This is a genomic window from Halomonas sp. ISL-56 (assembly GCF_018612805.1).
In the GTDB taxonomy this organism is placed as follows: Bacteria; Pseudomonadota; Gammaproteobacteria; order Pseudomonadales; family Halomonadaceae; genus Vreelandella.
The window spans coordinates 59,396-71,944 of record NZ_JAGGRO010000020.1; the positions used below are offsets into that span (position 1 = coordinate 59,396).

Genomic DNA, 12,549 nt, shown 5'->3' on the forward strand with positions numbered 1-12,549 from the left:
TTGATAGCAGTGTTTAACTTGATTCCAGCTAAAGGGTTAGATGGGAGAATGTGCTGGAGATCTATTTCTCTATACTTTAGATATGGTAGGTCAAAGGCTGGTCGGCATAAAAGTCGTAAGAAGCATCTTAGGTCTATAAAATGAATGTGTTTTATAACTATATTATACTGTGGTGTTTTTATTTTTCGGATATCAAATATTATTGAATTAAATGTGATGTTTTTCTTTGTCAATATTTATAGGGGATAATTGATGTTTGAGTTTGTATTGGTGAGTATTTCTATATTTGGCTTAGGGGGTTGGTATTGTAGTCCTGAACCAAGCTATGAAGGTGGTATAAGAGAGTCAATACACACTCATGTGGTGACGCATGAAGATCTTAGCTATGATGAGTCAATCATTCTTCAGTATCAAATGGAAGATGCTCGCAGGACTCAATCACAGCTAAGAGTATTTGTTTCGGGCGAAAAAATGTGATTGGAAATGATTTCACAGTACACCCCCAAGAAATAAAAATTTCTGTTGATTTTGATAAAATTGAAATGTTTACACCTGAGTTTTTACAGATGGCTCAAGATTTTTATTTAGAAGATTCGGGGGTAATTGAAGTGGTGGATGTCAACGAGCAAGAAATGAAGCTTCGATCTAAAGAAGCGGGAAATGAGATTGTTTGCCAATCTAGTCCTGAATTTAATCAGTAAGAACACTCCTCAGGTTTATCGCGCATGGAGTATTTTCCTAAAAGTACATAACCTCGAAAAAACGTCGTCGGATAGTAGGGCACAGGACACCCCTCTGCTGACCGGTCGTTATCTCAGCGTGATAAAGCGCTGGTTAAATCTATCTACTCAATGAAATCGCTTTGAGCTTGCTAACCTATTACGAACCTCACAAGCTGATATTTTTCGCCAGTATAATTAGACATTAAGATAAAAAAAGCAATAAAATGAACAACAGAGCGTAGCAGAGACGTGTACACAAAGCTTCTCTGTTCTGTAGGATTCTTTTTATTTGAGTGAGGTGCTGATAAATGCATATTATTCTTGGGGCTCTAGGATCCATAGCAACGATACTTTGGGTTCTGTATCGGTTCGCAGAACTAGGGGTTGATCTCGGTGGCTTAAACCCGTTCCTTTGGAGGCGCCGACGACGTTGGAGAAAGCAGTATGACGCTAATCCTATTTACTCTATTGAGAAGCCCATTGAAGCCGCCGCATTAGCGTTAACTGCAACCGCGAAAGTGAATGGCGAGATATCGTCTGAAGAGAAGCGCGAGCTACTTGCGATATTCGAAAATGAATTTCATGTTAGTAAGCGTGAGGCTGTCGACCTGCTGGCATCTAGCACTTTCCTGATCGGGCGTGGAGATGAAATTAGAAACTCACTGGAAAAAGTGTTGGCACCGAGCGTACCCAATTTCACTTCAGAGCAAGCAGAATCAGTATTGAATCTGGCGAATAAAATTGCGAAAACGGGTGGGGAGCCCACCGCTGTTCAAATAGAGTTTATATCAAGCTTACATAAGCACTTGATGCCAGAGTCAGGTGAAAAGGCGAAATGGAGTTGAAGGCTAAAATATTTCTTTGGGCAGCTATGTGTTAAAAATGCATTGAAGAGGCTACTAAGCTCACACATCAAAAACGCCTTGGTTTGCTCAAACCAAGGCGTTTGTTTTTCTCCCGTTTAACAAACTAGCCTAGCGCTTCTTCTTGGCAGGCTTCTTTCCGGCACTGGTCGGGGCGCTCTCCTTCTCGCCGCTACCGCCATTGGGGAAGTGGGCACGAACCAGTTCCAGCAGTCCTTGCGTTGAGGTGTCGAAGTCGGCGGCGTTGGTGTCGATACGCTCGCTGATTTCACCGGCGATGCGCTTGCCCAGCTGTACGCCCCACTGGTCAAAGGAGTTGATGTTCCAGATCACCCCTTGCACAAACACCTTGTGCTCATAGAGCGCAATCAATGCACCCAGGTTTTTCGGCGTTAGTTCGTCCAGCAGCAGGGTACTGGAAGGGCGGTTGCCGGGGCAGCTGTAGGGGTCGTGCTGGCTGAGCTCTTTGCTATCCCCCTGGCTGCCTTCCATAAAGGCGTTGGCCTGGGCGAGCATATTGGTTAGCAGGGCGAAGTGGTGGTCTTCCACGCCGGGCTCGGGCTTGAGCGAGGCGATAAAGTCGATAGGTACGTAGCGGGTGCCCTGGTGCAGCAGCTGGAAGAAGGCGTGCTGGCCGTTGGAGCCGGTTTGCCCCCAAACAATCGGGCCGGTTTTGTAATTCACCGGGTGGCCGAAAATATCGACTGATTTGCCGTTAGACTCCATATCCAGCTGTTGCAGGAAAGAGGGCAACTGGTTCAGCGCCTGGTCGTAAGGCACGATGGCTTGGGTTTCGGCGCCGATAAAGTTGATGTACCAAATGCCGATCAGCGCCATCAGTACCGGCATATTCTCGGAGAAAGGCGCATTAATGAAATGGCTATCCATTTCATGAGCACCTTCTAACAGCTCGATAAAGCCTTCAAAACCGATCGACAGCGCAATCGGTAGGCCGATAGACGACCACATGGAGTAGCGACCGCCTACCCAAGCCCAGAACTCGAACACGTTCTCTTCGCGAATGCCGAACTCCATCGCCGCTTTGCGGTTGGTGGAGGCGGCGATAAAGTGTGCGCCCACGTCTGCGTCTTCGCCAGCGTTCTCCAGGAACCAGCGCCGGGCTGTTTTTGCGTTGAGCAGCGTTTCCTGGGTCGAGAAGGTTTTGGTGGAGACGATAAATAGCGTGGTGGCGGGGTCAAGGCGCGAGAGCACCTTCTGAATATGAGTGCCGTCCACGTTGGAAACGAAGTGGAAATGCAGCTCCGGGTGGCGGTATTTTAGCAGCGCGCGCACCGCCATATTGGGGCCTAAATCCGAGCCGCCAATACCGATATTGACCACGTCCTTAATGCGCTGACCGTTGTAGCCTTTCCACTCGCCGCTGCGCACCGCTTCAGAGAACACCTTGATTTGCTCGCGGGTGCGGGTGATTTCCGGCATCACGTCTTCGCCGTCTACATGGACCGGTTCATCGCTCAAATTGCGCAGAGCGGTGTGTAGTACCGGGCGGTTTTCAGTGACGTTGATAATGTCGCCGGAGAACATCTGCGCGCGGCGCTGAACCAGCGCGGAGTGGTCGGCCAGCTCGAGCAGTTTGGCGAGCACCTCACCGGAGACGTGGTGCTTGGAGTAGTCCAGAAACAAACCGCCTACCCGTAGGCTCATTTTCTCAAAGCGCTGCGGGTCATTGGTGAAATAGTCACGAATGCGGTCGTTGGCGGTTTTGTCGCGCAGGCGGTCAAGCGCCTGCCAGGTAACGCTGCGGGTGAGTTGAAACATAGGGCGATCCATTTGTTATAAGTGAATGTGGTAACCAAATGCGAAAAGTGGCGTTATGTAAAAATACTACATAAAAAATGACAAAGAGTAGAGGGTATAGCGGCTGTGGAAAGAGATTAAATGCGTAAAGCTACGTGCTTAAAAGGGCAGGCATGTTCGCCTGCCCTCACTTTTGGCTAAAAGCCGTTTAAGTGGCAACGGCGACTTGGGCCGCGCCGCGCTTGATAAACGCATAGCCTAAACCTGTCACCAACGAGCCCGCTATAATGGCGCCAAGGTAGAGTAGCGCCGGGGTAATGGCGTTGGGAATCAGTAGTACGAAGATACCGCCATGGGGCGCCATGAGCTTAGCGCCTACTAACATGGAGAGGGCGCCGGTGAGGGCACCGCCCACCATGCAGGCGGGGATCACCCGCAGCGGGTCTTTGGCCGCAAAGGGGATCGCGCCTTCACTGATAAAGCATAGGCCAAGTACAAACGATGCTTTACCTGCTTCGCGCTCCGGTGCAGAGAACTTGTTGCGCGCCACAAAGCTGGCAATCCCCATACCAATGGCCGGCACCATGCCCGCGGCCATAATCGCCGCCATGGGGCCGTAGGTTTCTGAAGCGAGCAGACCCACGCCAAAGGTGTAAGCGGCTTTGTTGACCGGGCCACCCAGGTCAAAGCACATCATCGCGCCCAGCAGAATGCCTAGTAGCACCGCATTGGTGGAGCCCATGGATTCCAGGAAGCTGGTCAGGCCATTGAGTAGCGCCGCGACCGGTTCGCCAATCACGTAGATCATGGTCAGGCCAGTGACCAAGCTGGCGATTAACGGAATGATCAGAATCGGTTTGAGGGATTCAACGCTGGAAGGCAGCTTAACGTAACGCGTCACCGCCAGCGCCACGTAGCCTGCCAGGAAACCTGCCAAAATACCGCCGATAAAGCCGGAGCCGATATTGGCTGCCAGCATGCCGCCAATCATACCCGGTGCGATACCGGGGCGGTCGGCGATGGAGTAGGCGATGTAGCCCGCCAATACGGGAATCATCAGTGCGAAGGCGGTGCCGCCACCAATCTGCATCAGTGCGGCGGCCAGAGTGCCTTCCTGCTCGAAGGCTTCAATGCCAAACACAAAGGAGAGCGCTATCAGCAAACCGCCCGCCACCACCATCGGCAGCATAAAGGAAACGCCGGTGAGCAGGTGCTTATAGACACCTTTCTCTTTAACGCTCTTATTCGCGCTGCCCGCACTGCTGTTGCCGCTTTCTATAGCAGCCTCGCTGAGCGCGGCTTCAATGGTGGGGCGTGGCTTTTTCAGTGCGTTGCCGGTCGAGGTGCGGTAGATGCGCTTGCCTGCGAACCGCGCTGGATCAACGTCGATATCACAAGCCAATACGACCACGTCGGCATCGGCGATCTCTTCTTCCGTCAACTGATCTTGGGCGCCTACCGAGCCTTGGGTTTCCACCCGAATGGCGTGACCCATGGCTTTGCCTGCCTCTGATAGTGCTTCGGCGGCCATAAAGGTGTGTGCGACGCCGGTGGGGCAAGCGGTAACGGCAACGATTTTCTTGCCACCCGCTTCGCTTGGCGTTGCGGCTATTGCCGTAGCAGCCGGGGCGCTATAAATGGGCGCTTCACGCTTGGCCTGGGCCAGAAAGCCACTGGGGTCGGGGAGGGCGCTGGCAATCGGCGCTTGGAATAGCCGCTTGCCTTCAAAGCGCTCTGGGGCAGGCACGTGATCAGCGGCGACCACGATCAAATCGGCATTGGCGATCTGCTCGGCGGTGGCGGCTTGGAGCGGCGCGACTTCACCATGCATTTCTACATGCGCCGACCAGCCTTGGCGCTGGGCGGCTTGTTCCAGGCGCTTAGCCGCGAGGAAGGTGGTCGCCATGCCGCTGGGGCAGGCGGTAATCAGAATAATATTCATAGCGTGGCTCCCTCGGTGATGGTGTCATCAAGACGCCGTATCCGGGTGTGTTGTTGGAGTGAATCGAAATCGGCTGCATGGGGATCGCCCACGCCGACGTGGCGAACGGCCTCGGCAGACAACGCCGTGGCGAAGCGAAGGGTGTGCTCGGGGGCGTGGCCGCTAAGCAGGCCATGCAACATGCCAGCGACAAAGGTGTCTCCGGCGCAGACGGTATTGGTGGCGGTGACCCTGGGCGGTGTGGCGTGCCAGACGCCTTGAGCGTTAACCCACAGCACTCCTTCGGCACCCGCTGAAATCAGCGTATGGGCGATGCCGCTTTCATGCAGCCGCTTGGCCGCATTCAAGCGCGCATCGGAAGACGTCATATCTTTGCCCGCCCACTCTGCCAGTTCGTTTTCATTAGGCTTAACACCGGCGGGGTGAGTCGCTATGGCTGCATTAAGTGCCGGGCCACTGGTATCTACCCAGAGCGGCACGCCGCTGGCGTTTAAGTGGTTTAACAGTCGACTGAAATCGTCAAGGGAGAACCCAGGGGGCAGACTGCCCGCCACAACGATGGCTTGTGGGGGCGTTGCACTGGTCAGCTCAGCATCCAACTTATGAGTCAGCGCCTGTAAATGCTCTGCGTCGATCGGCATGCCGGGGCCGTTAATGTCGGTAACGCGACCGCTCTGTTCCGCAATTTTGGCATTTATGCGGGTTTCGCCAGGCACCCGCACAAAGGCATCGGTTAAGGCGTACTTGGCAAAGGCCAATTGGAAAGGCGCGTCATTATCGGCGCCTAAAAAACCGCTGACGGTAACGTCGTGGCCTAGCCCTGCCAATACGCGGGCAACATTGACCCCTTTGCCCGCAGCTTCTAATTGCGCGCTGGTGGGGCGGTTGACACTGCCCAGCACCAGCGCGTCGAGATTAAACGCCAAATCCAGCGCTGGGTTGAGGGTAATACACAGCACGCGGGCCATTAGCGCGCCTCCAGCGCATCGCGCACTTCATCGCTGGTGGCTTGGGAAAGCGCCAACTGAGCGCTGGCCTGGGCATCCGCAAAATCAAATTCGCGCAGGCGAGCCTTGACCAGCGGAATCTGCCTTGCGCTGACGGAAAGCTCGTCTACGCCAAGGCCGACCAGCACCGGAATGGCTACGGCATCTGAGGCCAACTCGCCGCACACGCCGACCCATTTACCTTGGGTGTGGGCAGCTGCCACGGTCATCTGAATCAAACGCAGCACCGCAGGGTGCAAACCATCGGCCTGGGCGGAAAGCTCCGGGTGGCCGCGGTCGATGGCCAGGGTGTACTGGGTTAGGTCGTTGGTGCCGACTGAGAAGAAGTCCACCTCGGCGGCTAGGCTTGGGGCTAACAGCGCGCTAGAGGGGATTTCAATCATCACTCCAAGCTGTACGTCGGTGGCGCGCTGGGAAGTCGGAATCTCCTGGAGTAGGCGATCATAGATGAGTTTGACCGCGCGGAACTCGGCAATGTCTTTGACCATCGGCAGCATAATACGCAGAGGGCTGTCTTTGCCGGCCATCAACAGCGCGCGCAGCTGGGTTTCGAGCACTTCGGGCTGGGTCAGCGCCAGGCGAATACCCCGCAGGCCCAGGAAGGGGTTGTCTTCCTGAGGCACCGGCCAGTAGGGCAGCGGTTTGTCGCCACCCACATCTAGCGTGCGGGCGACCAGCGGGCGGCCATCGAGGGCGTCAATCGCCTGGCGGTACTCGCTAACCTGAGTGGCTAAATCCGGGGCGCTGGCGTGGGCCATAAACAGGAATTCGGTACGCAGCAGGCCAACGGCCTCGGCGCCGCGCTCCACCGCATCGGCGGCGTGGGCGGTGTTGCCCAGATTAGCAGCGACTTCGACACGGTGCCCGTCGCGGGTTTGGGCGATCTCAAAGCGGGTTTCCCAGGCATCGGCTTCGCGCTGTTGGAGGTCGAGCAACTGCTGTTCGGCGCGCTGCAGACGCTCCTCGGAAGGCTGCGATGTGACTCGGCCGCGTTCGCCGTCCAAAATCATCATGCTGGCGTTGTTGAGTGCCATTATTGCCTGGCCAGCGCCGACGACCGCAGGGATGCCTAGCGCGCGGGCCAGAATAGCGCTATGCGCCGTGGCGCCGCCGCGAACGGTGAGCAGGCCGCGCACACGGGAAGTATCCAGACGGGCCACATCGGAAGGGCCGATATCGTCCATGACCAGAATGTAGGGGTGATCCGGCGGTTCCGGAAGTGTTACGTCGCACAGCACGCCTAGCACTCGTCGGCCTACGTCGCGCAAATCGGCGGCGCGTTCGGCCAACAGGCGATCGGCGAGCATTTCCTGGGCGTGGGCGGCGGTTTCAATGGCTTCCCACCAGCCTGCTTCGGCTGAGCGGCCTTCACGAATGGCATCCACTGCCGCATGATGGAGTTCGGGGTCGTCGAGCATCTCTTCGTGCATGGAGAGGATATCGGCGACTTCGCCACCGGGGGCCTTGCGCACCAAGCTTTCCAGTTGGGCGGCACCCTCTTTTAGCGCGCTGTTCAAACGGCTGATTTCGTGTTCAGCGTCGCTGGCGTGTTCGGCGTAGTCGAATTGCATCGGGCGAATGACAAACACCGGCGCAATGGCCAAACCGGGGGAGGCGGCCACGCCCGCGTGGGGCGTGTCAGCCGCGAGGGGCTCGATATCCGCTTGGGCCGTGCTCGCTTGCGGGGTGCTGTCAAAGCCACCGTCAAAGGGCATTACTTTTTCTCCCAGACCCGATTCAACGGCTTCAGCAACGGCCTCAAGCGCTACGCTCGCCTGCTCGCCTTCGGCTGAAAGTACCAGCCACTGGCCGCGCCGAGCGCCCAGGCCGATCACTTTGGTCAGGCTGGCGGCGGAAACCGGGGTGGCGCTGCCTTCTTCCAGGCGTGCCTGAATCGGCATGGCCTGGGCGCGAGCAACTTGCACCAACTGCTTGGCGGGGCGGGCGTGCAGGCCGTGGGGGTTAAGCACACGCACCCGGCGGGTCTGGGTGCTGGCGGTCTCGCCTGCCAGGGTGGCCAGTAGTTGAGCGCTGGTTTTGCCCACTAAGCTTTGGCTTTCGCCGTTGTCTAATACCGCCATTAGCTGTTCTAAAAGCGTTCGGTGGGCATCGCCGTGGGCGGCCAGGCAGAACAACGCATGCACTGGATGACCAGCGCTTTCCAGGCTCTGCTCCGCTGGCGTGGCGACCCCCAGCGCGGGCTGGTTAACGCCCTGGGCGCTGCTTGCCAGCCACAGTCCTTTACCTAACCAGGTTGGCTGTGCCGCGGCGACGGCGGTAATAAAGCGGTTATCGACACAACCGCTTTGGCGTAAGCGGGCGGCCGCGGCTAAAACGAGCTCTTGTGGATCGCGGGCGGGAAAGTTGACGCATAGGGTGTCGGCGTCCAGGCGCGGCTCTAATGCGGGTTTGGAAAGCAGCCGAGCAACATCTGCCGCGGAAGTGGCACTGGCCAACTGCTCTGAAACGCCCTCTTTGTCGAGTACGTGGGTCAGCTGGCGCAGAATATCCAGGTGTTCATCGTTTTGAGCCGCAATCGTTACCAGTACGTGAACCTGCTGGCCGTCGTGCCACTCAACCCCTTGGGGAAACTGCAGTACGCGCACGCCCGTTTGCTTTACATACTGGCGGCTTTCCGGCGTACCGTGGGGTATCGCAATGGCGTTGCCTAAAAACGTTGAGGACTGCGCCTCGCGGGCATGTAGGCCGTCGCGGTACTCGGCCTCAACCAAGCCGGCGTCAACCAGCGCCTCAGCGGCACTGTCGAGCGCGGTTTGCCAGCTGTCGGCGTTGCGGCCTAGCAAGATGTCATTGGGGCCGAGTGTCAACATAGGTGTCTCCGTGTAGAACCATAGTCGTAGCGCATCGAAGTGAGCTAGATGAATCTTCTCATCTGTGTATAGTTGGCTATGCTGAATCGATTCACTGAATGACACAAGGTTTGTGCTTTTAGACTTTGGTCTGGTAGGCGCTAACTTGCTGATAAACTGCTCGATCACACCGAGGGGGAACCGCATGACACTTGCCGATATTGCCCGGCTAGCCGGCGTCTCGCGCACGACCGCTAGTTACGTGATTAATGGCCAGGCCGAGCAGCGACGCATTAGCGCAGCGACCATCGATAAGGTGATGGCGGTGGTGCGCCAACACCGCTACCACATTGACCCCCAGGCGGCAGCGCTGCGCCGGGGTGCTAGCCGCTTGCTGGGGCTTATCGTGCCGGATCTGGAGAACATCAGTTACGCCCGGCTAGCCAAGCGCCTGGAGCGTGGCGCCCGGGAGCAGGGGTATCAGCTGTTGATCGTAAGCTCGGATGACTGCGCAGAGAGCGAACGAACCCTCGCCCTGGCGCTGCGTGCCCAGCGCTGCGAAGTATTAATCACCGCCAGTTGCTTGCCTAGCGACGACACTTTTTATGCCGACCTAGTTGACGAGGGCTGGTGCGTGGTCGGGATGGATCGCGGCCTTAATCCAGCGCGTTTTGCCAGCGTGGTGAGTAACGATCAGGAGGCGGCTAAGACGTTGACGCGCTCGGTGATTGGTGAGGAAACCAAGCGCGTTGCCTGGTTGGAAGCAATGCCGGATCTGTCGGTGAGTTGCGAACGGCGGGCGGGCTTTCAGGCGGCACTCAAAGGCACTGCTATTGAACCGCTTTATTTAACCGGATCGCACTATGAGCGCAGCGAAGGGGCACGTTTGGCAGCTCAGTTATTGGATGAGCAGGGCGGCGCTGACGCGCTGGTGACTGGCTCTTACACACTGATGGAAGGGGTGTTTGATGTGTTCTTGGAACGTGGCGGCTTGCCGGAGAATATTCGTCTGGCCACCTTTGGCGACCACCGGCTGCTGGATTTCCTGCCTCAGCCCGTTAACTCGGCGCTGCAAGATTACGACCGTATCGCCGAGTTAACACTGCGCTGTGCCCTAGCCGCCATGAGCGGTCATTATGAAAGTGGACTGCAGGTTGTGGCTCGCCACCTGCACCGGCGTTAAACCGTGCGTGCCTGGGCCCAGGCGGCTGCATCCGGTATCGACATGTCGTAGCTCTCGCTCAAGTAGGGCGAGGAGAGCAGGAAGTCGGCGCTCGCCGCATTGCAGGCAACCGGCACATTCCACAGCGCCGCTAAACGCAGCAGCGCTTTGACATCCGGGTCGTGGGGCTGGGGTGAGAAAGGATCCCAAAAGAAGATCAGCACATCTAACTGCTGCTCGGCAATCCGTGCGCCAATCTGCTGGTCACCGCCCAAGGGGCCGCTCATTAGGCCCTCGACTTCTAACCCTAACGCGGTCTTAAGCCGCTTAGACGTAGTGCCCGTGCCAATCAGTTCGTGCTGGCTTAGCGTATCCTGCCAGCGGGTTGCCCACTCCAGCATCTCAGTTTTTTTACCATCATGGGCAATCAGCGCAATGCGCTTGCGCGCTTGCAGGGTTCGGATAGCCTGACGGGGCGGTTGTGCGTCACTCATATCGTCACTTTCCTCTTGGTTGTTTTGCTTTTGAAAGGTCGCTAAAGATTAAAGCTCGCTACAGAGGTTAGCCCGTTACTCGCTATCCAAGGCAAGGATTTTCATCGTGTTGGTGCCGCCATGAGCGTTCATATGGTCGCCACGGGTCAGAATGACATGCTCGCCAGGGTGGATAAATCCCTGTGCCTGCAGGCGCTTCAAGGCCTCTTGGTTGAGATTGGTAGGATCCATGTCGGTGGTGTCGAAAGGTATTGAGACAACGCCGCGATAGAGCGCCATGCGCCGTTGGGCGATAGGGTTATGGGCTAAGCCGACAATGGGCAGGCCGGAGCGAATCCGCGAAGCGATTAAAGGCGTATAGCCGGTTGCTGTCATGCAGGCGATGGCGCTGACGCCGGATAGATGGTTCGCCGCATACATTGCTGATAGCGCAATGGTTTCATCGATACGCTCGAAGCCTTCATGAATGCGGTGGCCTGACTCCTGGGCCATGCGTTCACGCTCGGCACCCAGGCAAACGCGATCCATCGCTTCAATGGTTTCCACCGGATAATCACCCGCGGCGGTCTCTGCTGACAGCATCACTGCATCGGTGGCGTCGAGCACCGCGTTGGCCACGTCAAAGACTTCGGCGCGGGTAGGTAGCGGCGACTCAATCATCGACTCCATCATCTGAGTAGCGGTGATTACCGCACGATTAAGAGTGCGAGCATGTTTAATAATGCGCTTCTGGGTGCCAATCAACGCCGCGTCGCCAATCTCAACGCCCAGGTCGCCCCTGGCCACCATGACGGCCTCTGAGGCTTCGATAATGCCATCCAGGGTGGCGTCGTCGGCAACCGCCTCAGCGCGTTCGAGCTTAGCCACCAGGCCAATCTCTTTACCGGCTTCGCCAAGCAGTTCGCGGGCTTCCTGCATATCCGCGGCGTTGCGTGGGAAGGAGACCGCTAGATAGTCAACGCCGATCTCGATAGCGGTTTTCAGGTCGGCCTTATCTTTCTCCGTGAGGGCAGGCGCGGATAGACCGCCGCCCTGTTTGTTAATGCCTTTATTGTTGGAGAGCTTGCCGCCCACGTGAACCCGGGTGTGGACTTCCTGTCCAATCACACGAGTGACATCCAAAACCAAACGGCCGTCGTCGAGCAATAGGCGGTCGCCTTCAATGACATCCTCAGGCAGGGTTTGGTAGTCGCAGCCAACGCGCTCTGTGGTACCGCTGTTGGCGTCCAGCGCCATGTCCAAGACAAATGGCTGGCCGACATCGAGTTTGACGGCGCCTCCAATAAAGCGCGCAATACGAATTTTCGGCCCCTGTAGGTCGCCCAGCGCCGCAACGCTGCGACCAAGTCGCTCGGCGATCTCGCGCACCTCGCCTAAGCGGCGGCGGTGGTCATCTGCCGAGCCGTGGGAGAAGTTAAGCCGCACCACATCCACACCGGCTTTGAGCATCGCTTCCAGCACGCCGGGGCGATCGCTGGCGGGGCCGAGGGTGGCAACGATTTTAGTGCGCCGTAGCGGGGTATGTAAGTTGGTAGCGGTGTTCGAAAGAGGGGCAGTAGACGCCTGAGCTGCTGTGTTCGAGGTAGCATTTGTCACGAGAGCGCTCTCCTTATACAAGGGTATTGTTGGCAATTTAGTATTGGACTACGATAGCGTTTATATAGTAATTTTACTACATATTGGATTTCTACTAGCCTTTTGGGGCGGTTAAAACGCTATTTATCGGCCTCATGACGCTTAAATACGTATTTTTAGTAATTTTTTTACTAAAAGTACTTTTCATCATTATTG

Annotated in this window: 10 protein-coding genes; 4 read left to right on the plus strand and 6 right to left on the minus strand. The window is 56.7% G+C overall.

Annotated elements, in window-relative coordinates:
* Positions 1-252: 252 nt before the first annotated feature.
* From J7J49_RS17375 to J7J49_RS17385, 3 genes are all read left to right on the plus strand, one after another.
* A complete protein-coding gene (locus J7J49_RS17375) occupies positions 253-477 on the plus strand; it encodes a hypothetical protein (protein WP_215094386.1) in 225 nt (74 codons plus the stop codon).
* Entirely contained in the window at positions 474-701 is a 228-nt protein-coding gene (locus J7J49_RS17380) for a hypothetical protein (protein WP_215094389.1), read from the plus strand. Before J7J49_RS17375 ends, J7J49_RS17380 begins: the two co-directional genes overlap by 4 nt.
* Positions 702-1,030: 329 nt before the next feature.
* Positions 1,031-1,567 carry a tellurite resistance TerB family protein gene (locus J7J49_RS17385; RefSeq protein ID WP_064233265.1) on the plus strand — a complete coding sequence of 179 codons (537 nt, stop codon included), beginning with the start codon at positions 1,031-1,033 and terminating at the stop codon, positions 1,565-1,567.
* Between the two features lie 129 nt (positions 1,568-1,696).
* Here J7J49_RS17385 and pgi read toward each other — a convergent pair whose 3' ends face one another.
* The 4 genes from pgi to ptsP all read right to left on the minus strand — a co-directional run bounded on the left by pgi (position 1,697) and on the right by ptsP (position 9,123).
* On the minus strand, positions 1,697-3,364 hold the full coding sequence (gene pgi, locus J7J49_RS17390) for a glucose-6-phosphate isomerase (protein WP_215094391.1): 1,668 nt from the start codon (positions 3,362-3,364) through the stop codon (positions 1,697-1,699).
* Between the two features lie 187 nt (positions 3,365-3,551).
* Positions 3,552-5,285, minus strand: a complete 1,734-nt coding sequence (locus J7J49_RS17395; protein WP_215094393.1) for a PTS fructose-like transporter subunit IIB — start codon at positions 5,283-5,285, stop codon at positions 3,552-3,554.
* The gene (pfkB, locus tag J7J49_RS17400; protein WP_215094394.1) at positions 5,282-6,253 is read right to left on the minus strand and encodes a 1-phosphofructokinase; all 972 of its coding nucleotides are present in this window, start codon (positions 6,251-6,253) and stop codon (positions 5,282-5,284) included. Before pfkB ends, J7J49_RS17395 begins: the two co-directional genes overlap by 4 nt.
* Positions 6,253-9,123, minus strand: a complete 2,871-nt coding sequence (gene ptsP / locus J7J49_RS17405) for a phosphoenolpyruvate--protein phosphotransferase (RefSeq protein WP_215094404.1) — start codon at positions 9,121-9,123, stop codon at positions 6,253-6,255. Before ptsP ends, pfkB begins: the two co-directional genes overlap by 1 nt.
* 184 nt (positions 9,124-9,307) lie before the next feature.
* Here ptsP and cra point away from each other — a divergent pair, with 184 nt between their 5' ends.
* On the plus strand, positions 9,308-10,285 hold the full coding sequence (cra, locus tag J7J49_RS17410; RefSeq protein WP_215094406.1) for a catabolite repressor/activator: 978 nt from the start codon (positions 9,308-9,310) through the stop codon (positions 10,283-10,285).
* On the opposite strand, the gene J7J49_RS17415 is transcribed toward cra, so the two are convergent.
* Positions 10,282-10,758 carry a methylglyoxal synthase gene (locus J7J49_RS17415; protein ID WP_064233271.1) on the minus strand — a complete coding sequence of 159 codons (477 nt, stop codon included), beginning with the start codon at positions 10,756-10,758 and terminating at the stop codon, positions 10,282-10,284. The genes cra and J7J49_RS17415 overlap by 4 nt on opposite strands.
* 75 nt (positions 10,759-10,833) lie before the next feature.
* Entirely contained in the window at positions 10,834-12,354 is a 1,521-nt protein-coding gene (gene pyk / locus J7J49_RS17420; RefSeq protein ID WP_353048390.1) for a pyruvate kinase, read from the minus strand.
* Between the last annotated feature and the right edge of the window lie 195 nt (positions 12,355-12,549).

Coding starts and splice junctions, on each gene's coding strand:
- J7J49_RS17375 (WP_215094386.1), top strand. CDS start 253: ATGTTTGAGTTTGTATTGGTGAGTATTTCTATATTTGGCTTAGGGGGT.
- J7J49_RS17385 (WP_064233265.1), top strand. CDS start 1,031: ATGCATATTATTCTTGGGGCTCTAGGATCCATAGCAACGATACTTTGG.
- pgi (WP_215094391.1), bottom strand. CDS start 3,364: ATGTTTCAACTCACCCGCAGCGTTACCTGGCAGGCGCTTGACCGCCTG.
- J7J49_RS17395 (WP_215094393.1), bottom strand. CDS start 5,285: ATGAATATTATTCTGATTACCGCCTGCCCCAGCGGCATGGCGACCACC.
- pfkB (WP_215094394.1), bottom strand. CDS start 6,253: ATGGCCCGCGTGCTGTGTATTACCCTCAACCCAGCGCTGGATTTGGCG.
- ptsP (WP_215094404.1), bottom strand. CDS start 9,123: ATGTTGACACTCGGCCCCAATGACATCTTGCTAGGCCGCAACGCCGAC.
- cra (WP_215094406.1), top strand. CDS start 9,308: ATGACACTTGCCGATATTGCCCGGCTAGCCGGCGTCTCGCGCACGACC.
- J7J49_RS17415 (WP_064233271.1), bottom strand. CDS start 10,758: ATGAGTGACGCACAACCGCCCCGTCAGGCTATCCGAACCCTGCAAGCG.